Genomic DNA, 21,605 nt, shown 5'->3' with positions numbered 1-21,605 from the left:
ATCGCTCCCTTTTATTACCGTTATTCTACGGCTTTGTGATTTTATATATCTTGTAGTTCTACCTCGATGTGCTTTATCTATCTATTTTTAAGTTCATCAGATCCGATTTAATTTAGCTTACCCGTTAAGTCTATACATTTTGTTTCGTATTTTTTGCCTCATCATTGAGGTGTTTAATGCTGCGTAAAATAAAGTGCTATCGTCTTCTTATTTACCAGTGCTCACTTCCTTTATATTGGAAACAAGTTGTGAATATATTATTTAAAATTTTAAATAGACAAAAATTACCATTAATATCTTTTCGTTTCTTATTTACATTATCTCTATTCATTGTGAGCTCGTTCATTTCACAAGCATCTGCGCATCTAAATGAAAAGCCAAGCATACTAAAAGTCGCCCTTGGCAGTGAACCAACTACCGGATTTGATCCGATCAAAGGTTGGGGTAAATATGGCAATCCTCTTTTCCAATCAACCTTATTAAAAAGAGATAAGGAATTAAATTTTGTTGGTGATCTAGCTACAAAATGGCGCTTAACGAATAATAAACTGACTTGGATTATCAACTTAAGAGGCGATGTAAAATTCAGTGATGGCACACCATTGACAGCGGAAGATGTCGCGTTTACCTACAATCAAATTTTACAGCAAGGCAGTTCACACGATTTAAGCATACTGAAGATGGCAGAACCATTAACGCCTAACTCTGTTGCTTTCCATCTTATTGATTGCGATATCACTTTCTTAGACCGTTTATCGTCCATCGGTATCGTGCCTAAACATCTGTATCAGAAAACAAGTAAAAATAAACACGCTTATGGTGAAAACCCTATTGGCTCTGGCCCTTATGTATTAAATCAATGGGTTAAAAACCAATACGTCAGCATGAGTTTAAATCCATTTTATTATGGTAAGAAACCCGCATTCCCTAAATTAATCGCCGTCTTTGGTAGTGAAGAATCTCGTTTTATTCAGTTAAAAATGCACCAACTCAATTTAAGTGTCATACCACAGCGCTATGCTAATCAGTCTATTACAGGCTATAAGTTATGGTCAGTTCCGACCTTAGATAACCGTGGTATTGTCTGGCCGATGACTTACCAGCAAGATAAAAACGCCACATATGTAAGTGCAGATCCTGTAATACGAGAAGTATTTGATTACCTAATAGACAAACAATTGATCGTCGATAAGTTACTTGATGGTTATGCGACACCGGCATATTCAATTGCAGATAATATGCCTTGGGGGTTAGATACTCAAAATATCACCGTGAAAAAAACCAGCCTTACACATGTGAACGCATTGCTAAAAAAAGCCGGATGGGTAGACAGTAATAGAAATGGTGTTATTGATAAACAAGGCCATGAAGCTTCTTTTACGTTGCTCTATAAATCGGGAGATAGTGTTAGAGAACAACTTGCCCTTGCTATTCGCTCAATGGCAGCACAAGTTGGGATCAATGTTGATATCAAAGGTCTTGAGTGGAATGCAATCGCACTGCAAATGACCACCACGCCTGTATTAATGGGCTTTGGTAGCCACTCAGCGAGTGAGGTCACCTATGTCTATCATTCACGCTACGCACACACTGATTTTTATAACTCTGGTGGCTATAAAAATACAAAAGTAGACACTGCGATAGATAACGCACTCAAAGCCTCTTCTTGGCAAGCATCCATCCCTTTTTGGCAAGAAGCTCAACAACAAATACAGCACGATCGTCCATGGACATGGTTAGTGAATATTAAACATCTTTATATGGCAAATGCCTGCTTAAACCTTGGCACGCCAATTACAGAGCCTCATGATCATGGTTGGCCATTAACCGCAAACATTGAAGAGTGGCGCTGGCAATGTCAGTAACCGCAAGTTACTCAAATAAATTATGCATTACTCTTGCACGTCTTATCGTGCAACTCTGTTTGGCTTTAATCTTAATAACGCTGTTATTGACGTTATCACCGATTGATCCGATCAGTGCCTATTTTGATGGTAATGCATTAGCGGTTTTTGGGGATAGAAAAGATCTACTGACGGAGCAATTAGGATTAAACCAAAGTGCGATAGAGCGCATAATCCTCTTTGTCCAAGCTCTATTATCTGGTGATTTAGGTTATTCCAACCATTATCAGGAACCCGTCAGCAACATCATTTGGCAACGCAGTAAATATTCCTTAATCCTAATGTGTGGCGCGAGTGCCACATCACTTGTTCTAGGTTATGGGATTGGGTTGCTGCTTGGCCTATTTCCAACCAGAAAAGTGAGCACATTCATTACTCAACTGACATTAATAATGAACGTGCTCCCTAGCTTTTGGATTGGGTTAATGCTGATTGCCATTTTTGCGATTAAGTTAATGTGGTTTCCAATCGGAGGTATTTCTCCTCTTGGAGTAGCCCCTGAAACCTTATCCTTTAATGAAAAAGCACCTTATTTCGTATTGCCTTTAATTACTCTATGTTTCAGTTTAATCGCTCCAATCATTTTACATACAAAAGAAAAAGTGATGGAAGTAAATAGTAGTCAGCATGTTCACTATGCTCGCCTGCATGGTCAGTCAACACTCTCAATCGTTCGATATCATTTACTAAGAAACACAATGGTTCCTGCACTTGTTATTCAATTGGCTGGCTTCTCTGAGTTACTCAGCGGTTCAGTCATTATTGAGACGGTATTTAACTTCCCTGGTATTGGGCAAACCTTAGTAAAGTCAGGGTTAAGTGGCGATACGCCTCTACTTTTAGGGATCACTTTCTGCTGTGCTATTTTTGTATTTATTGGTAATGCTTCCGCTTCACTACTAAGTAAGCGACTCTCTTTATCTTCGTCATTTTAATTTTAAAGGCCATATATAATGCTTAATAAGCATCTTTCTTTAACCTTGTTTTGCCTTTTATTAATGACTTCGATTACTTGGCAAAATAACGGAGAAGCGATTGATTTATTTAATAAGAATCTCGCGCCAAATTTTAATTATTGGTTTGGTACAGATTGGTTAGGCAGAGATGTTTTCAGTCGAACCCTTAAAGCATTGTTATTTAGTCTTGCTATGGGAGGACTTGCATCTTTAAGTTGTGCATTACTGTCGCTCTGTTTAGCGCTAATAGGAAACATTAATACCACGCTCAGTTATGTCATTGATACTTTGACCGACGTTTGGAGTGCTTTGCCACACCTATTAGTTATGATTGTTTTATCTGTATTAGTTGGCGGTGGATTTGAAGGGCTTGTTATTGCAATTACTTTCAGCCATTGGCCAAAGTTAACCCGTTTACTAAAAATTGAAATTGAGCAATTACGGCAAAAGCCTTATGTATTGCACTCATTAGCTTTTGGGCATTCAAAACTGCATTCTTATCAAACGCACTTAACACCTCATGTACTGCCTCAAATACTAACAGGGATCCTTGTTCTATATCCTCAAGCTTTAGTGCATGGTGCAGGGTTAACATTTTTAGGCTTTGGGATTGAACCATCTACGCCTTCGATGGGCGGAATGCTCTCCGAATCCAGTCAATATTTGCTCAGTGGTCAGTGGTGGCTTGCTCTGTTCCCAGGCATAATTTTAATTATTAGCTTATTACTACTCATGTCTATCAGTAAAAGTTATGAAAAATAAAAAGACAGCGATGATCGATATTACAGCATTGGATATCAAGCAAAACAACCACGCTAAATCTCTCATCACAGATCTTTCATTATCAATTAATGAAGGCGAAGTGTTAGCTATTATCGGGACCAGCGGCAGCGGAAAAAGCGCATTAATTAATGCCATTATGAACTCACTTTCTGCTGATTTTACACTAAAGGGGAATATTTTAATGCCTCCGAACACTCGTATTTCATTAGTTCCACAAAGTATTAATGCGTTAAACCCAACAGCAAAAATCGGTTCTCAATTAATTCAATTCAGCCCTAGAAAAAAATGGTATCAACGCGCTGACAAAAACCTTGTTAATAATGCTCTGACTTTAGCTCAACTTCCTGTTTCTGTCGCTAATTTATATCCTCATCAATTATCAGGAGGTATGGCTAAACGAGCCCTATCAGCTCTCGCTTTCATTCAAAACCCTGACATTATTATTGCTGATGAACCAAGCTGTGGTGTTAATGATGAATTCGCAGAAGCATTATTTCAACACTACAAACAATTGGCTCATAAAAAGAAAAAGACCGTCATTATTGTCAGTCACGACATCAAATATGTACTTGATATAGCTGACCATATATTGATATTGCAGGGAGTAGATAATCAAGAAAGTTTATCTTCTATTGAATACACAACACCTAAAAAAATCACTCAAAGAAATAGTGGCTCATACAGCCAAGCCTTGTGGCAAGCATTACCTAAAAACTGGAATTAGTATGATTTATTTAACTAACGCGACCGTTCGTTATCAAACAAAATTGCTGCCCTTACCTGATATCCGTTTAGCACAGGGGGATATTCTTGGTTTAAATGGGGTTAGCGGTTCAGGTAAATCAACCGTTGCGATGTTACTTTCTGGTTTTCTAATACCAACTTCTGGCATCGTAGTAACACCCGCTTACGATAAACATAAAGCCAATCCCGTACAGTGGGTCGGGCAACATCCAGAGCTTTCATTTAATCCAAAATGGACATTATTAAAATCACTAAAAGAAAGCTTTCGCCAAGTCGATTTTGACTCCCATTTAAAGAGTTTTAGTATTGAAAAGGAATGGCTGTCTCGCTACCCAAAAGAGTTGTCTGGCGGACAACTTCAACGTATCGCACTGCTACGAGCATTATTGCCTACCACTCAATATTTATTGTGTGATGAGATAACAGCTCAACTCGACCCGATAACTCAGCAATCAATTTGGACACAATTACTTAAACTAAGTAAAGAAAAAAATATTGGGCTTTTAATTATTTCACATGAAAAGAGCTTACTTAACTCCATTTGTGAAAAAGTAATTACCTTAAAATAGACATTTTATTCAAAGATATTGACTAAATTTTAGAATAAATTTTCTACTTATATTTAACAAATTTAAAGACCTAAAAAAGTTCTCTTTTTTCACTATATTTCTGTTGCCAAGTTTAAAATATAGGATTAATATCCAGATCACAAAGCGTTCAAAAACCTTATCTAAAGTTAATCTATTTTTCATATTCATGTTCACTCAAACTAGATTACCTTTACTGTAAATATGAGTACTTAACTCAACACTGCCGCGATTTAGGCTCTTACAATTTATTTAGAATACTTACTTCTCTAGTTTTTAAAAACTGGAGTATTTTGCTATTTGTTTTCATTATTTCTTTTAAAGAAAATATGCCATATCGGCAGGACCAATTATGTCTGAAATAAATACATCACCCTCTGGTTGGTTAGCAGATATATCCCTTTTCTATGAAAAAAGAGGCTCAAATACCAAACTAGTTCATCGTGAACAAGTTGGCCCATTAATGGTGCAGCGCCCTTTTTATCCAGAAGTTGGGATAGCTCATACTTATCTACTTCACCCTCCAGGTGGCGTAGTCGGTGGTGATCAACTCAATATTAATATTCATGTCGCCCCAGAAGCACATTCATTAATTACCACACCCGGAGCGACTAAGTTTTATCGAAGCTCAGGTGCAACATCAACTCAAACACAGCGCTTAAATGTGGATGATACTGGTTTCTTAGAATGGCTTCCCCAAGAAAATATCTTTTTTCCTAATGGCCAAGCGCGCTTGAATACACAAATAACCCTGCATAAAAACGCTCACTTTATTGGCTGGGAAATGAACTGTTTTGGTCGCCCAGTTCTCAATGAGATTTTTGAAAATGGCATGGTGACAGGCCGTACTAATATTAAAATTGATGACAAATTAATTCTGTCAGAATCCATGTATATCGATTCCCTCGATGAAACAAAACATGCCGCAGGAATGCGAGATTACCCAATGCTTGGCAATCTCTTTATTTACCCCGCTTCTGAGGGATTAGAAGACAAGTTAAGAATACTGATAGATGAACATTTCCATGAACAAACTGGGTTATTTGGCAATAGCGATCCTATTTGTGGAATTACTCAAATTGATGGCTTATTGGTTATCCGCTATTTAGGTTACCAAACAGAACCCATGATGGCGTGTTTCAGCACTTTATGGCAACACACTCGCCAAGACTGGTTAGGAACATTACCCGAAGTCCCACGCATCTGGGCTACATAATAAGTTGGAATCGCAATGGAATTAACACCAAGAGAAAAAGACAAACTGCTGCTTGCATCTGCGGGCATGATCGCGGAAAGACGTAAAGCTCGCGGATTAAAACTCAATTATCCAGAAGCCATCGCCTTAATCTGTTTTGAAATAATGGAAGGTGCTCGTGATGGGCGAACAGTGGCAGACCTCATGAACTACGGTCGTACAATTTTAACTGCTGATGATGTAATGGAAGGAATTCCTGAAATGATCCCAGATGTTCAGGTTGAATGTACCTTCCCTGACGGCACCAAATTAGTGTCGATTCACGATCCTATCGTTTAAGGAACTAATGATGATCCCTGGTGAATTAAGAGTTAATGACGAACTTGGCCAAATCGAATTAAACGTAGGCCGTAAAACACATCAATTATCGGTCGCTAATTATGGTGACCGCCCAATTCAAGTCGGCTCTCATTACCATTTTTATGAAGTAAATGAAGCTCTGAAGTTTGACCGTGAACCAACCAAAGGCTTTCGTTTAAATATCCCCGCGGGTATGGCGATCCGTTTTGAGCCGGGTCAACGTCGAACTATTGAACTGGTTGAATTTTCAGGTAAACGCGAAATTTACGGTTTTCAAGGCGCGGTGATGGGCAATGTCGATGACATGATAAATACCACAACATTAACTGACGATAAAGAGGCGAAATAATGACTCGTATTTCTCGTACTGCTTATGCCAACATGTTTGGCCCAACCACTGGCGACCGTCTGCGCCTTGCTGATACTGAGCTATTTTTAGAAGTAGAAAAAGACTTCACTACGTATGGCGAAGAAGTAAAATTCGGCGGTGGTAAAGTGATCCGTGATGGTATGGGTCAAAGCCAAGTCGTTAACAGTGAATGTGTTGATGCTGTGATTACCAACGCATTAATTGTCGATCACTGGGGCATTGTAAAAGCTGATATTGGTATTAAAGATGGTCGTATCTTTGGTATAGGTAAAGCCGGTAATCCAGATGTACAGCCTAATGTTGATGTCGTTATTGGCCCTGGCACTGAAGTCATTGCTGGTGAAGGTAAAATTATTACCGCTGGCGGTGTTGATACTCATATTCACTTCATTTGTCCTCAACAAGCAGAAGAAGGCTTAACCTCTGGCGTAACAACCTTTATCGGTGGTGGTACAGGCCCAGTTGCAGGTACAAATGCAACAACCGTAACTCCGGGCATTTGGAATATGCACCGTATGCTAGAAGCGGTGGACGATTTACCGATCAACGTTGGCCTATTTGGTAAAGGCTGCGTAAGTAAACCAGAAGCACTACGTGAACAAATTGAAGCGGGCGCTATTGGCTTAAAAATCCACGAAGATTGGGGCGCTACCCCTGCCGCAATTCATAACTGCCTTAATGTGGCAGATGAGATGGATATTCAAATCGCTATCCACTCAGACACCTTAAATGAAGGTGGTTTTTACGAAGAGACCGTTAAAGCCATTGGTGATCGCGTTATTCACGTATTTCACACCGAAGGCGCAGGCGGCGGTCACGCACCTGATGTAATTAAATCTGTCGGTGAACCTAACATTTTACCTGCATCAACAAACCCAACTATGCCTTATACGATTAATACCGTTGATGAGCACTTGGATATGTTGATGGTATGCCACCACTTAGATCCATCGATCCCTGAAGACGTTGCCTTTGCTGAATCTCGTATTCGTCGTGAAACCATTGCCGCTGAAGATATTCTTCATGACATGGGCGCAATCTCTGTGATGTCATCAGACTCACAAGCGATGGGCCGTGTTGGTGAAGTGATCATCCGTACTTGGCAATGTGCGAATAAAATGAAACTTCAACGTGGCATTTTAGAAGGTGATAACGAACATAGCGACAATGAGCGTATTAAACGTTACGTCGCTAAATACACTATAAACCCAGCTATTGCCCATGGTATTTCACATGAGGTAGGTTCAGTTGAAGTCGGGAAATTAGCCGATTTAGTGGTATGGAGCCCTGCTTTCTTTGGTGTAAAACCTGCCCTTGTTATTAAAAGTGGCTTAGTTGCTTATGCACCAATGGGAGATATTAATGCCGCAATCCCAACGCCTCAACCTGTACATTATCGTCCAATGTTCGCATGTTATGGCAAAGCTATGCATAAAACATCGATGATCTTTATGTCACAAGCAGGTATTGCAGCTGGCGTTCCTGAACAATTAAATTTACAAAGCCAAATTGGTGAAGTGAAAGGGTGCCGTAATATCTCGAAAAAATCGATGATACACAACAGTTACACGCCAAACATCGAATTAGATAGTCAGACCTATATTGTTAAAGCCGATGGCATCCCTCTTGTTTGCGAACCTGCAACTGAGTTACCAATGGCGCAGCGTTATTTCTTATTTTAAATAATTATCCAAGCAACCTTGCTCTGCCAGTTTTCCTAGTTCTGGTGGAGCACCTTTTACAGTGAATAATCATGATTAAATTTACTCACCTTGCACATCACCACCATGACGATCATCACGGTGAAGTGCATTCACACGACACAACAGGACTTACGCTTTGCCTAACGATGCTAGAGCGTACAAAAAGTCGTTTAAAAGTCACCTTAAGTGATGGCTCTGATGCGGGTCTATTCTTACCTCGCGGTACCGTATTAAAAGAACACGACATTGTAGAAAGCGATGATGGTATTCAAGCGATGATCACCGCAGCCGAAGAGACGGTATCAACGGTTTACAGCGATGATTTACTATTACTAGCAAAAGCATGCTATCACCTAGGTAACCGTCACGTACCTCTACAAGTTGAAGCAGGTTGGTGCCGTTACCTACACGATCACGTACTGGATGACATGGTGCAACGTTTAGGATTAAACGTAAGAGTAGAACAAGCTAAATACCAACCAGAACCGGGCGCTTATGGCGGCTCAAGTGCTGGCTCACACGATGGTCACCACCATTAAGCGAGGCCATTGTGTTAGAGGATTTAAGGCTCTACCAACTAATTAGCCCATCACTACCTGTTGGCTCATTTACCTATTCTCAAGGGTTAGAATGGGCAATAGAAAAAGGCTGGGTTAGCAATGTTACAGAGTTAAAACATTGGCTAAGCAACCAATTAATGGACAGCATTGCCACATTAGAGCTGCCTATTTTGGCTAAAATGACGCAATTAATAAAAAATGAACAATGGCAAGAAGCTCAAGAATGGAGCGATTTTGTTATCGCCAATCGAGAGACTAAAGAACTACGTCTTGAAGAGAGACAGAGAGGATTGGCCTTCTCTATGTTATTACCAAAATTAGGGATTGAACTCAATCAAACCACCCTACCAATGGTAAAGCAGACTCAAATTGCGGCATTCGCACTTGCTGCTAACCATTGGCAATTATCAGAAAGAAAGTTAGCCGCAGCGTATGCCTGGGGGTGGCTTGAAAATGCCACCATTGTTGGCATAAAGCTTGTCCCTCTAGGACAAAGTGCAGGACAACAACTGCTATTAGAAATGGCAGACGTTATCTTACAAGCAGTAGATAAATCACAGCACTGGCCTGAACACCTCATTGGTAGTTTCACCCCAGCGCAAGTATTGGCAAGTTCTCGACACGAGAGCCAATACACTCGACTATTTAGATCATAAGAAGAAGCAAATGCAAGATTACAAACAACCTTTACGTATTGGTGTTGGCGGTCCTGTTGGTTCAGGTAAAACTGCACTATTAGAAGTTCTGTGTAAAACACTGCGTGATACCTACCAAATCGCCGTAGTCACTAACGATATTTATACTCAAGAAGATGCAAAGATATTAACTCAAGCGGAAGCACTTGCTGCTGATCGTATCATTGGTGTTGAAACGGGTGGCTGTCCTCACACAGCGATTCGTGAAGATGCATCAATGAATTTAGCTGCGGTTGAAGAGTTAGCACAGCGCCATAAAAATCTAGATGTGGTATTTATTGAAAGCGGCGGCGATAACCTAAGTGCGACATTCAGTCCAGAGTTAGCTGACTTAACCATCTATGTGATTGATGTTGCTGAAGGCGAAAAGATCCCACGTAAAGGTGGCCCAGGTATTACTAAGTCAGATCTATTGATCATCAACAAAATCGACTTAGCACCGTATGTTGGTGCATCTCTTGAAGTAATGGAATCAGATACCGCTCGTATGCGCCCTACTCGCCCATACGTATTTGCCAATCTGAAAAAAGGCGTTGGCCTAGAAAAAATTATCGAATTCATCGTTGATCGCGGCATGCTAGACGTAAAATAATTACGCTAAGCAAATTACGATAAACAAGCATCAATAAAATCCTTTCTAGATAAGACAAAGCCCTGATAATACTTATGCCATAACTAAGTACCTATCAGGGCTTTTATTTTCAATCAATTATGCTAATAAACTTCGATGAACTTTAATCACTATCTTTTTAATCAATCCAGATTGAGATATTAGACACCCCGGTTTATGTGGCTCTTCAGGTAAGAGCACAGCAAACATTTTAGGATGCATAATCACTTCATTACATTGATTCATACTTTCTACTAAGTAAAAATCATTTTCTTCATCATAAGATTTAGCGATTGGATTTTCCGCATCTTCCAATGAATATTGAATACGCTCTTCACCACGAATTAAGCATTGCACATCAATGTATTCTTTATGCACTTCAGCTTGCTTACTGCTTGCTTCACCTGTTTCAAATTCCATTACATTAGCAAAAATTCGCTCACCATCAATAATGTGCTTTCCTGTTGGCAACGCTTCTAAATCTGTCTCATTTAAATAGACTAAACATTGTTGAATAACACTTGGTAAATACTGGTTTGTTTTTTGATGTTCAATATGACCGTAAATCATAAACTGTCCTTAAAAGAGCCTTTAGGTAAATGCAAAGGCTCAAAGTAAATTATCAATTATGCTTTTGCTGCTGATTTTGAGTTCTTGTCTTTCGTTGCACTTAACTCATCAATTTCGTCGCTATTTAAATTATTTTTAAACATCGGTGCCGTTAAATAACCAACAATAACCACCATCAACGTCCCGATAACACCGTAGAAGAAGAAGTTTAAATCGGTAGCAGAACGAACCCACAACACAGTAGCGATACTTGCAACCACACCTAGTAACGCACTGTTTGCATTTGCACGGCGGATAAAGATGCCTAGCATAAATAATCCTGTCATTGGGCCACCCATCAAGCCAAGTAAGCTGTTAAACGCATCCCAGATTTCACTTTCATTCGACATAATCAAATAAGTAGAAGCAACAACACCCAAAATACCAGCGACAACCGTTAGGGTTCTACCCACTCTTAGTTTCTGCTCAGAGGTTGGGTTTTTACTTACTTTTTCATAAATATCAGAGGTAAAACACGCGGCAATACTGTTCAAGCTGCTTGAAATACTAGATTGTGATGCAGCAAAAATAGCGGCAATAATCAGACCTGCAACACCGACAGGCATTTGCGAAATAATATAGAAAGGCAAGATACCACCAGTATTAAAATCAGCAGGAAGCAGCTCAGGATTTTGAGTGTAGTAAGCAAATAGTGCAGAGCCCACCGCAAAGAAGAACACAGGAACACAAGCAACTAATTTTGCATTCGTGATCAGTGCTTTTTTAGTTTCATCAATATTGTCGGTAACGATATAACGTTGAACCACATCTTGGCTTGCTGTGAATTGTTGTAGAGAAGCAAAGAAGAAACCAATCATTAATACCGGAATCGTACTTTCAGTCCAACTCCAACTAAATTGCTCAGTTGGGAAGTATTTGTTTGCTTGATTTGACATGCTAAACACTTCAACAATGCCGCCATCTACGTTAAAACAGATAACAACAAAGATAAGAATAGCCGCAATAGAAAGCATAATACCTTGAATTACATCGGTCCAAATAACGCCTTCAATACCACCAAGGAAGGTGTAGATAATACAAAGAACACCAATTAAGAAGACAATCATTAATGGGCTAATATCGATGAATGGCATTAGTGCTAACGCGGTTAAATAAGTAACGATTGCAATACGACCAATATGAAATAACATAAAAGAAATGCTGCCAAACAAACGCATTCTTACGTCAAAACGTCTTTCTAAATATTCATAAACAGAAGTAAGATTCAACTTTCTAAAAAAAGGAATGTAGAACCAAAAGACAATAGGAAGAATAGCAATAGCAACATATTGACCAATCAAAAATGTCCAGTCACTGGTGTACGCTTTTGCCGGAATAGACATAAATGTGATAGAGCTTAATGTAGTAGCAAAAACGCTGAAACCTGCAGCCCAACCGGGGATCCGCCCTCCTGCTTTAAAGTAATCATCAGCGGATTTCTGACGACGCGCAAAATAAACACCCACCGCCATAATTGCCGCTAGATAGGCAAAAAGAGCGATATAATTTACTGTACCAAATGATTGTGCTTCCATTCGAATATACCTTTTATAATTTTTGTAGGGTTAAATTTCTATTTCTTATAAATTCTTATTTAATGTGTTGTGCTAGCCCAATGAGCGACGCCTATCAATCCTGCATCAGCGCCACAACGAGCAGACTGAATTTGAGTTTGATAAGGAGAAGGTTGTTGTGCTAAATAATGCTGTACGCGATCTAAATACTGAGGAGCAAGGCCAACACTGCCACCTAAAGTAACCAATTCAATGTCTAGAACCATTTTTAAATCGGCGATTAAATGTGCGATAGCTTTTGCAGAGCGATTGACGATATCTATTGCATTCGGATTATTTTGAGTGAAATGCTTAAAAACTATTTCACCTGTGCAGTCATCACCAAAAAAGGCTTTTCCGGCTTCGCCTATCGCCGTTCCTGAAGCAATACTTTCCACACAGCCTTGTCGACCACAACCACATATCGGTCCATTAGGATCAGCAAGCGTGTGCCCTGCATGACCAGCGATGCCATTAGCGCCAATAAGCAAATCATTATTAATAACAACGCCTGCCCCGACTCCCGTAGATACGGTAATAAAAGCCATATTGACTCTATTTAACTCAAGAGTTTGGTACTCTGCCCACGCCGCAGCCTGAGCATCGTTAATCACTGTTGTTGGTTTTTTAGAGATAGCTTCAATCACAGAACGAAGTGGGTAATTATTTAACCCTCCAAGATTACGTGGATTTAACGCAGTAAGTATCCCGTCATTAATGATCCCTGTAGATGCCACAGCAACTGTTGATACCTCATTTAAGAATGGAGTCAGCAGTTGTTTTAATGCGTTATCCATCTCTTTTGGGTTAGTCGATGATGGGGTAGATATTTGATGGCGACGTAGCACTTTTCCAGATTCAACAACCGCTGCTGCTATCTTAGTTCCACCAATATCGACCGCTAAACAAGAACTCATGCGATGTCCTTAATGGTATTTTGTTTACCAAGTTCAACTTCTGCTTTAAACCAATCACAAATATGTTCAATCCGAGTAATCGCAGAACCAACAGTGACACAAGATGCGCCTGCTTCAATTGCTTCTCGAGCCAGTTGAGGGGAATTAAAACGCCCTTCAGCCATAACAAAACACCCTTGGCTTGCAAGCTGTTGAATGAATGGAAAGTCCGGTTCTGTGGGAGTAATTGGAGTCGTATATCCAGATAATGTTGTTCCTATAATCTCTACGCCAAGATCATGACAAAACATACCTTCCTCATAAGTTGAAGAATCCGCCATAACTAAACAACCTAAGCTGTGTATTTTTCTAACTAACTCTTCAACGGATATAGGACGAGGTCGATGAGTTGCATCAATAGCAATAATGTCAGCCCCCGCTTCTTTTAATGCGATTACATCTTCTATAAAAGGGGTAATTCGTACCTCTGAATCCATTAAATCTCGTTTAACAATGCCAATAATAGGTACAGAGACATGAGGTCTCACCGCTTTTAAATTATCAATGCCTTCAATTCTTAAACCAACAGCACCGCCTTCAACACTTGCCATTGCCATTGCCGCAATGATTTCAGGAGTATCCATAGGTCCATCATCAACAGGTTGACATGATGAAACGAAACCTTGCGATAATGCATTCAGTGTTTTGTTGATATTGCTTCCCATAAAGCCAAACTCCAAATTTCACAACAGTATAATAGTATTACTCCAATATATATTTATGGAGTTATACTTCAACAAAAAGATGTAAAAATGGAGATCTAGATCTACTAAAAAAGTAAACAACACCAACCAATAAGAACAAAACCCTTGATTTATATTGATTGAAAAACAACATTACTGTATTTTCAATCAATATAAACTCGGAGCTTAACTCCAAACAATAACTACAAATTGATTGCATAGGTAAAATAATGAACAGAGAAAATACTCACGATAATCATTATATGATTACTAACGTTAATCTTTTTAACGGCCAGAAAATAGAAGAAAAACAAGCAATTATTATAAAGAACGATACTATTTCATCCGTTATTTCAATGAACGAAGCATGTAATTTATCTCTCCAGACCATTGACGGTAATGGTGCCTTAGCAACATCTGGCTTTATTGATATTCAATTAAACGGTTGTGGCGGAGTATTATTAAATACCGATATTTCTCTTTCTACCTTAGCCACAATGAATAAAACAAATCTAATGTATGGTACGACTCAATACCTTCCGACGTTAATCACCAGTACAGAGAAAGATTTGCACAACACATTAATGATGATGGCTGATTTTAAAGAAGCAGAGCAAGAAGGCATTCTAGGACTACACCTTGAAGGTCCTTTCATTAGCATAGAAAAAAAAGGCGCACATCAAGCTCAATATATTCGAGAATTAGATTTAGAAACCGCCCAATTACTTGCTAAAAATAGCGCCTCTATAAAGGTAATTACAATTGCACCTGAACATATTTCTCAAGAGGTTTTAGATTGTTTAACGGATGCTGACATTACCGTTTCTATTGGACATACCAATGCTACCTATGAAGAAGTTAATACAAAGTCAGGTCTTACAATGGCAACACATTTATACAATGCAATGACTCCTCTTGGCTCAAGAGAGCCCGGTGTAGTTGGCTATATTTTCGATCAAAAGCCTCATGCAGGGGTTATTGTTGATGGTATTCATGCCTCTTATCCATCTGTTAGAATTGCTCATCAACAGCTAAAAGAAAAATTATTTTTAGTGACGGATGCGGTTACTCCAGCAGGAACCAATTTAACTGAATTTGATATGGCAGGAACACAAGCTTTTGTTACTGATGGTAAATGTCATTATGAGGATGGCACAATTGCTGGTGCTGCCATCACCATGATTGATGGAGTAAAAAATCTCATTAATCATGTGGGATTATCAAGAGAAGAAGCGTTAAGAATGGCAAGTTTGTATCCTGCTCAAGCGTTAAAAATAGATAATGAATATGGCCAATTAAAAGAAAACTATAAAGCTAACATTACGCTACTTGATAAAAATAATGACGTTACGACTACAATCCAAATGGGTAAAGTAGCGCATCAAAAATAAAAAATAGGCAGTGAATATGCTTTATATTCACTGCCTAATTTTTTATTTGAAAGCCTATTATCAATTATGACTGGTTAGAAAGCGCTTCCGTTGTTTTTAACTTATTGGCTTTCGCTCCACTGATATCACGTTTGACCAATAACGTATAAATCAAATCCAATACAAATAGTTGAGAGATCTTAGTGCCAATCGAGTCACCTTGAAGCTGCCCCTGCCTATTTCCATTTACTAATACATAATCAGAAAACTTAGTGATATCTGAGCGAGGATTATGAGTGATTGCGATTGTTGTCGCCCCATTCTCTTTCGCTAAACGCAATGCTTTCGTCGTTTCTAACGAATTTCCAGAATGGCTAATACCAACGGCAAAGTCCCCCGGTTGCATTAAAGATGACTTAATATACATAAAGTGATTATTAGTAAATGCATCTACATTCAAACCAATTCGCATAAATTTATGCTTTGCACTTTCCGCCGTTAATCCTGATGAACCCACACCAAAAAAATAAATAGCTTTTGCATCTTTAAGTGCTTCAGCCACTGACTCTAAAGATTGGAAATTAAGAAGATTCATGGTTTCAGACAATACACTTTCAATGGTTGATTGAAGTTTATGCCCTATGACTTCAGCGTTATCTTCCGCCGTTACGTCGGTATCAAAAATATCTTTCTCTCGACCTTGAAGATTAGACACTTCTATTGCCAATTCCATTTTAAAGTCTTGAAAACCTTTAAAGCCTAATGTACGACAAAAACGAATGATAGTCGCATCACCTGCATTAACAAGGTGCGATAACTCCGCTATTGAATGCTTACTGACCTGAGAAGCATTAGACACAACATAATCAGCAATGCGTTTTGATGATGGCGTTAAACTATTATAAAGACTGCCTATGGTATCGATGATGTTACCGGCTTTTATTTGAATATTATGGTTGGACATTAGTAAATGATCCTTGAATAAAACACCCTATTCATTTCATTTTGTCACGGCAACCTTATTTTGTGAAGTGTAACTCCATAATTAACCCATTACTTTTATCGACTAAAAAAGAATAAATTAGAGGCATATAAAAATAATAAGATCTAAATTACCTCTTACAGATCACATTTAGCACATCAACCAACACTTTTCAGGTTGCTAAATGAAACTTTACTCCATAAGATTAGTTTAACTCCAGAATTGATATTTAAATGAAGAATAACTTCATAAAGAAATAAACTAACGAGGCTTAAATGAAAAAGTTAACCGGTTTAATTGCTGCTCCACATACACCTTTTGATTCTTCAAACAACGTAAATTTTGAAGAGATTGATAAAATCGCCAAGCATTTAATCAAAGATGGCGTAAAAGGCATTTATGTATGTGGTACAACAGGTGAAGGTATTCACTGTAGTGTTGAAGAGCGTAAAGCAATTGCTGAACGTTGGGTAAGCGCTTCTAATAATCAATTAGATATCATTGTACATACAGGCGCATTAAGCATTGTTGATACGCTAGAGCTGACACGTCATGCAGATACACTGGATATTTTAGCAACATCAGCAATTGGGCCATGTTTTTTCAAGCCGGGCAGTGTGGCTGATCTCGTTGAATATTGTGCAACTATCGCTGCCGCAGCACCATCAAAAGGCTTTTACTACTACCATTCAGGCATGTCTGGTGTGAATTTAAATATGGAAGAGTTTTTAATCCAAGCCGATAAACGCATTCCTAATTTATCAGGCCTTAAATTTAACAGTGGCGATTTATACGAATACCAACGTTGTCTTCGTGCTTGTGATGGCAAATTTGATGTTCCATTTGGTGTTGATGAACATCTACCAGGTGCATTAGCGGTTGGCGCTAAAAGCGCAGTAGGCAGTACTTATAACTACGCCGCTCCTCACTTCAATTCAATCATCGATGCGTTTAATCGTGGTGATCAAGAAGCCGTATTTAATAAGATGACAAATGTTATTGAGCTTATTCGTGTATTAGTTGATTTTGGAGGCGTAGCTGCCGGTAAAGTAGCGATGGAACTTCATGATATTAATGCTGGAGACCCTCGCTTACCGTTAATGCCATTAACTGCTGAACAGAAAACAACAGTAGTGACTAGAATGAGATCTGCTGGCTTCATCCAATAAAAGACAGCTATTCCTTTGCTCTAAAGCTGAAAAACTTCCCCCTAGGTTTTTCAGCTTTTTTTGATCTAGGTTTTCCCTTTTTCAACGTGTAAACTTCACAGCAGTTATCATTTTAAAATGGAAAGTCTAATGAAAGTATATGATTGTTGTGAGATGGTTCGTGAGTTGTATTCATTAATTGGTAGTGGCGATCAGGGCTACATCCCTCAAGCGATTACTTGTGCTGTTAAATCACTAAATGATATTGCCGCTGACGAAGCGCTTCCAAAAGCAACTCGTGAAAAAGCCGCATTTGCTGCCGCTAATTTATTAATTTCTGATTTTGAGGATGAGTAATGACACCTGAAAAGATGACTTCAATGGATCCGATTATGCTTATGAGCATGGTTAATATGAAGATCCGCGATGAGTTTGGTGATCTAGATAGTTACGTAAAATTCTATGAATTGGACAAAGAAGCGCTAATCAAAAAACTGGCTGATGCTGGCTTTGATTACTTAGTCGACGCTAAACAATTTAGATAAACTCTAATTGCTCAAAAACAAAAAAGGGCAGAACAACATTATCATTGTTCTGCCCTTTTATTTACGTTAATGATACTAGAACGATGCCCAAAGAACGGTAATCACTAAGATAGGACACACAAACTTCACATACAGAGGCCAAATCTTACCGAAGAAACCTTGTTGAAATTCTGGGTAACCTTGCTCAAGTTCTTTAATTTTTGAATGACGGCTCCATACCCAACCACCAAATACACAGAACAGTAATGCCGCAACAGGCTGTAAATATTGAGTCGCAATCATAGCTACTAAGCCAAATAAGTCACCAAAATTAAAGACAATAACAACGCTGAAAGCTGCTATCAGTGCACCTAATACCCAGCTTGTTGGTGTTCTTTTTGTTTTAAATCGCTCACTCACTAAAGAGACTGAACACTCAAGCATTGAGATTGAAGAAGTTAATGCAGCAATCGTTAATAATAAAAAGAATACAATTGCGAACAAGTCACCAAATAAACCCAAACTATCAAACATCATTGGTAATACAGTGAATACTAAGGTGTCAGAGCTGATTAGTGAACCGTCTTCTGCATAGATTTGAACACCCTTTTCCATCGCAACGAACATTGCAGGCATTACCACTAATCCAGCAATAAATGCGACAGCCGTATCAACCAAAGTTACGTTCATTGCCATCTTTGGTAGGTTCTCTTTTTTACTTAAATAAGAACCATAAATCAGCATTGAACAACCACCAATAGTCAAAGAGAAAAAACCTTGTCCCATGGCTGCAAGGATCAATTTTTTGTCCATTACCTTTTCAAAATCTGGGATCAAATAATGCTTTAATCCTTCAACGGCACCTTTCTGCATCATGATATAAACAAACAATAAGCCAAATAAAACAAACAAAGCAGGCATTAAACGAGTTGACCATTTCTCTATACCGTCTTTAATTCCACCTTGTACGATTAGAATAGTTAATACATAAAAGATTATCGTACCCAGTAAATTACGTTCAATGCTAAAGCCTTTAAACCATTCAGCAATATCATGCAGCCCAACCACATTTGCCATTGCACCAAGTAAGAAACAGATTAACCAGCCACCAACAATGCTATAAAACATCAATACAGTGCTAGGTACGCTCAAACCAATCCAACCAACAAAAGCACCTACGCGCTTACCAATTGGATTAGAAGTCAATGAACGCATACTGTCGACAGGGTTCGCTTGACCATGTCTGCCAATCGCCATTTCGACAACAAGCATAGGAAAAGCCACCACAAGGATCATGATGAGATAAACCAATAAGAAAGCCCCACCACCATTACTAGCAGCTTGGGTTGGGAATCCCCAAATATTTCCTAATCCAACAGCGGCACCTGCTGCTGCTAATATAAACCCTATCCTTGAGCTAAAACTTTCTCTATTATCCGTCATTCTCTGTATCACCAAACTAGTACGATGCAAGTATAATAACTTTACTCATAATTAAACACCAGTTTTAAATCTCTAATTAACTCATTTATTTACATAACAAATAAGAGTCCAGAGCTTCTCACCTCAACGGCACCAATAGGCAGCATTATATTTATTCATTATTTGTTAAAAAAAGAGAATTTCGGTGTTCTTTTTTTAAACAATATAAATAAAATCACATTATCTATTCACAACATAAAGCATTAGAAAAACTAATGCAAAAGCATCAAAATTATAATCTATTTTTTATTTGACGAAATTAAAAACTACTGATAAATTCGCCGTCATTGAGTCACGGTGTACACATCCTATAACACCTCTCTACGTATTCCACCAAACTCCAGACTACTGAGTTACACACTCAGACAATTAGATGGTAGCCAAATGGGTTAGATATCCGCCAAGTATTAACTATACTTAGTGTGGATTTTTTCTATTTGAGACAAATTAATGACAGATAAAATCATTGTCGGATGGCGCGAATCATTAAGCCTTCCAGAACTTGGTATTAAATTAATTAAGGCAAAAGTTGACACTGGCGCCAAAACTTCTTGTTTACATGCTTTTAAAGTAGAGCCCTTCACAAAGGATGGTGAAGACTGGGTCCGCTTCTGGATTCATCCAGAAAAAAGAAATAATGACTTCGTACAAATATGCGAAGCTAAAATTTTCGATCAGCGTTCAGTAAAAAGTTCAAGCGGACAAGAAGAGATGCGTTATGTCATCAAAACAATGATCCGACTAGCAGGCCAAGAATGGCCAGTACAAATTACATTAAGTAACCGAGAAACAATGGTGTTTCGTATGTTACTTGGCAGAACATCAATGCAAGATCGCATTGTTGTTGATCCATCATCGTCTTACCTAGTTGATTTTGAGGAAAATTTATAATGAAAATCGGTATTTTATCGCGTAACCAATCTCTTTACTCTACAAGCCGCCTAATTGAAGCAGCAGAGAGTCGTGGACACGAAGTAAAAGTGATTGATGCGTTACGTTGTTATATGAATATCAATTCAGAAAAACCTCAGATCCACTTTAAGGGTGAAGAGCTTGTTAATTACGATGCTATCATTCCTCGTATCGGAGCATCAGTAACGTTCTACGGTACTGCGGTACTGCGTCAATTTGAAATGATGGGCGTATATCCAGTAAACGAATCAGTTGCGATCACTCGTTCTCGTGACAAACTTCGTTCAATGCAATTACTTTCTCGTAAAGGCATTGGTATGCCTATCACAGGTTTTGCAAGCAAGCCTGATGACGTAAAAGACTTATTAGACATGGTTGGCGGTGCGCCAGTTGTGATCAAGCTCTTAGAAGGCACTCAAGGTATTGGTGTTGTTCTTGCAGAAACGCGTAAAGCAGCAGAAAGTGTTGTTGAAGCATTCATGGGCTTAAAAGCAAACATCATGGTTCAAGAGTTCATCAAAGAAGCTGGCGGTGCAGATATCCGTTGTTTCGTAATTGGTGGCAAAGTGATCGCAGCAATGAAACGTCAAGGTGCAGAAGGTGAATTCCGTTCTAACTTACACCGCGGTGGTTCAGCATCACTAGTTAAATTAACTCCTGAAGAGCGTAAGACAGCGGTAGCTGCAGCAAATATCATGGGCTTAAATGTAGCAGGCGTAGATTTACTTCGTTCTGAGCGTGGTCCACTAGTTATGGAAGTGAACTCATCTCCGGGCTTAGAAGGCATTGAAAAAGCAACTGGTAAAGATGTTGCTGGCCTAATTATTGATTTTATTGAGAAAAATGCAGCGACTAAAAGGACTAAAACTCGTGGCAAAGGCTAAAAAAAATCAAGCGTTTGAAATACTAACGCACTCGG

At 38.8% G+C, this 21,605-nt stretch carries 24 protein-coding genes; 18 read left to right on the top strand and 6 right to left on the bottom strand.

Features of this window, described 5'->3' with window-relative positions; translation table 11 throughout:
• Positions 1-248: 248 nt before the first annotated feature.
• The 12 genes from BTO22_RS02765 (at position 249) to ureG (ending at position 10,449) form a co-directional block, all read left to right on the top strand.
• Positions 249-1,865, top strand: coding sequence for an ABC transporter substrate-binding protein (locus BTO22_RS02765; RefSeq protein ID WP_258132418.1), 1,617 nt, complete (start codon positions 249-251; stop codon positions 1,863-1,865).
• Positions 1,856-2,839 carry an ABC transporter permease gene (locus BTO22_RS02760; RefSeq protein WP_181044544.1) on the top strand — a complete coding sequence of 328 codons (984 nt, stop codon included), beginning with the start codon at positions 1,856-1,858 and terminating at the stop codon, positions 2,837-2,839. Before BTO22_RS02765 ends, BTO22_RS02760 begins: the two co-directional genes overlap by 10 nt.
• An 18-nt stretch (positions 2,840-2,857) precedes the next feature.
• On the top strand, positions 2,858-3,622 hold the full coding sequence (locus BTO22_RS02755) for an ABC transporter permease (RefSeq protein WP_105054181.1): 765 nt from the start codon (positions 2,858-2,860) through the stop codon (positions 3,620-3,622).
• Entirely contained in the window at positions 3,612-4,367 is a 756-nt protein-coding gene (locus BTO22_RS02750) for an ATP-binding cassette domain-containing protein (RefSeq protein ID WP_105054180.1), read from the top strand. The genes BTO22_RS02755 and BTO22_RS02750 overlap by 11 nt, the downstream gene beginning before the upstream one ends.
• Before the next feature lies 1 nt (position 4,368).
• Positions 4,369-4,956: an ATP-binding cassette domain-containing protein gene (locus tag BTO22_RS02745; RefSeq protein ID WP_105054179.1), complete on the top strand. Its 588-nt coding sequence runs from the start codon at positions 4,369-4,371 to the stop codon at positions 4,954-4,956.
• A gap of 370 nt (positions 4,957-5,326) precedes the next feature.
• Positions 5,327-6,190 carry an urease accessory protein UreD gene (locus BTO22_RS02740; RefSeq protein ID WP_105054178.1) on the top strand — a complete coding sequence of 288 codons (864 nt, stop codon included), beginning with the start codon at positions 5,327-5,329 and terminating at the stop codon, positions 6,188-6,190.
• Between the two features lie 15 nt (positions 6,191-6,205).
• Complete coding sequence (locus BTO22_RS02735) at positions 6,206-6,508, top strand: urease subunit gamma (protein WP_060993604.1); 303 nt, start codon at positions 6,206-6,208, stop codon at positions 6,506-6,508.
• A 10-nt stretch (positions 6,509-6,518) separates the two neighbouring features.
• Complete coding sequence (locus BTO22_RS02730) at positions 6,519-6,878, top strand: urease subunit beta (protein WP_060993605.1); 360 nt, start codon at positions 6,519-6,521, stop codon at positions 6,876-6,878.
• Entirely contained in the window at positions 6,878-8,581 is a 1,704-nt protein-coding gene (gene ureC, locus BTO22_RS02725) for an urease subunit alpha (RefSeq protein WP_105054177.1), read from the top strand. Before BTO22_RS02730 ends, ureC begins: the two co-directional genes overlap by 1 nt.
• A gap of 71 nt (positions 8,582-8,652) precedes the next feature.
• Positions 8,653-9,141, top strand: a complete 489-nt coding sequence (gene ureE / locus BTO22_RS02720; RefSeq protein WP_105054176.1) for an urease accessory protein UreE — start codon at positions 8,653-8,655, stop codon at positions 9,139-9,141.
• 11 nt (positions 9,142-9,152) lie between these two features.
• Positions 9,153-9,818, top strand: a complete 666-nt coding sequence (locus tag BTO22_RS02715) for an urease accessory protein UreF (RefSeq protein WP_105054175.1) — start codon at positions 9,153-9,155, stop codon at positions 9,816-9,818.
• 10 nt (positions 9,819-9,828) lie between these two features.
• Positions 9,829-10,449, top strand: a complete 621-nt coding sequence (gene ureG / locus BTO22_RS02710) for an urease accessory protein UreG (protein ID WP_060993609.1) — start codon at positions 9,829-9,831, stop codon at positions 10,447-10,449.
• A gap of 117 nt (positions 10,450-10,566) precedes the next feature.
• Here the strand turns inward: ureG and nanQ are convergent, their stop codons facing one another.
• From nanQ to BTO22_RS02690, 4 genes are read right to left on the bottom strand one after another with little or no spacing between them, the layout of a single operon-like run.
• Positions 10,567-11,037, bottom strand: a complete 471-nt coding sequence (gene nanQ, locus BTO22_RS02705; RefSeq protein WP_105054174.1) for an N-acetylneuraminate anomerase — start codon at positions 11,035-11,037, stop codon at positions 10,567-10,569.
• A gap of 56 nt (positions 11,038-11,093) precedes the next feature.
• A complete protein-coding gene (locus BTO22_RS02700; protein ID WP_081091614.1) occupies positions 11,094-12,611 on the bottom strand; it encodes a sodium:solute symporter in 1,518 nt (505 codons plus the stop codon).
• Positions 12,612-12,670: 59 nt separating this feature from the next.
• A complete protein-coding gene (locus tag BTO22_RS02695) occupies positions 12,671-13,546 on the bottom strand; it encodes an N-acetylmannosamine kinase (protein WP_105054173.1) in 876 nt (291 codons plus the stop codon).
• Positions 13,543-14,250 (bottom strand): N-acetylmannosamine-6-phosphate 2-epimerase, encoded by a 708-nt coding sequence (locus BTO22_RS02690; protein WP_105054172.1) that lies wholly within the window; start codon positions 14,248-14,250, stop codon positions 13,543-13,545. The genes BTO22_RS02695 and BTO22_RS02690 overlap by 4 nt, the downstream gene beginning before the upstream one ends.
• A 248-nt stretch (positions 14,251-14,498) precedes the next feature.
• On the opposite strand from BTO22_RS02690, the gene nagA reads away from it, so the two are divergent.
• The gene (gene nagA / locus BTO22_RS02685; protein WP_105054171.1) at positions 14,499-15,659 is read left to right on the top strand and encodes an N-acetylglucosamine-6-phosphate deacetylase; all 1,161 of its coding nucleotides are present in this window, start codon (positions 14,499-14,501) and stop codon (positions 15,657-15,659) included.
• Between the two features lie 64 nt (positions 15,660-15,723).
• On the opposite strand, the gene BTO22_RS02680 is transcribed toward nagA, so the two are convergent.
• Entirely contained in the window at positions 15,724-16,602 is an 879-nt protein-coding gene (locus BTO22_RS02680; RefSeq protein ID WP_061013598.1) for a MurR/RpiR family transcriptional regulator, read from the bottom strand.
• Positions 16,603-16,895: 293 nt separating this feature from the next.
• Between BTO22_RS02680 and BTO22_RS02675 the strand changes: the two genes are divergently transcribed.
• The 3 genes from BTO22_RS02675 to BTO22_RS02665 all read left to right on the top strand — a co-directional run bounded on the left by BTO22_RS02675 (position 16,896) and on the right by BTO22_RS02665 (position 18,313).
• The gene (locus BTO22_RS02675) at positions 16,896-17,789 is read left to right on the top strand and encodes a dihydrodipicolinate synthase family protein (RefSeq protein ID WP_105054170.1); all 894 of its coding nucleotides are present in this window, start codon (positions 16,896-16,898) and stop codon (positions 17,787-17,789) included.
• A 129-nt stretch (positions 17,790-17,918) separates the two neighbouring features.
• A complete protein-coding gene (locus tag BTO22_RS02670) occupies positions 17,919-18,125 on the top strand; it encodes a YaeP family protein (RefSeq protein WP_045101423.1) in 207 nt (68 codons plus the stop codon).
• Positions 18,125-18,313, top strand: coding sequence for a DUF4250 domain-containing protein (locus BTO22_RS02665; protein WP_105054169.1), 189 nt, complete (start codon positions 18,125-18,127; stop codon positions 18,311-18,313). The genes BTO22_RS02670 and BTO22_RS02665 overlap by 1 nt, the downstream gene beginning before the upstream one ends.
• Positions 18,314-18,388: 75 nt before the next feature.
• Here the strand turns inward: BTO22_RS02665 and BTO22_RS02660 are convergent, their stop codons facing one another.
• Positions 18,389-19,735 carry a sodium-dependent transporter gene (locus BTO22_RS02660; protein ID WP_105054168.1) on the bottom strand — a complete coding sequence of 449 codons (1,347 nt, stop codon included), beginning with the start codon at positions 19,733-19,735 and terminating at the stop codon, positions 18,389-18,391.
• A gap of 489 nt (positions 19,736-20,224) precedes the next feature.
• On the opposite strand from BTO22_RS02660, the gene BTO22_RS02655 reads away from it, so the two are divergent.
• Both BTO22_RS02655 and rimK read left to right on the top strand, forming a co-directional pair.
• Complete coding sequence (locus BTO22_RS02655) at positions 20,225-20,665, top strand: ATP-dependent zinc protease family protein (protein WP_060993619.1); 441 nt, start codon at positions 20,225-20,227, stop codon at positions 20,663-20,665.
• Complete coding sequence (gene rimK / locus BTO22_RS02650) at positions 20,665-21,570, top strand: 30S ribosomal protein S6--L-glutamate ligase (protein WP_105054167.1); 906 nt, start codon at positions 20,665-20,667, stop codon at positions 21,568-21,570. Before BTO22_RS02655 ends, rimK begins: the two co-directional genes overlap by 1 nt.
• Positions 21,571-21,605: the final 35 nt, after the last annotated feature.

It is taken from the genome of Aliivibrio sifiae (assembly GCF_002954705.1).
Classification (GTDB): domain Bacteria; phylum Pseudomonadota; class Gammaproteobacteria; order Enterobacterales; family Vibrionaceae; genus Aliivibrio; species Aliivibrio sifiae_A.
The sequence above is the reverse complement of the archived record's forward strand: the minus strand, read 5'-3'. Positions and strand labels throughout refer to the sequence as shown.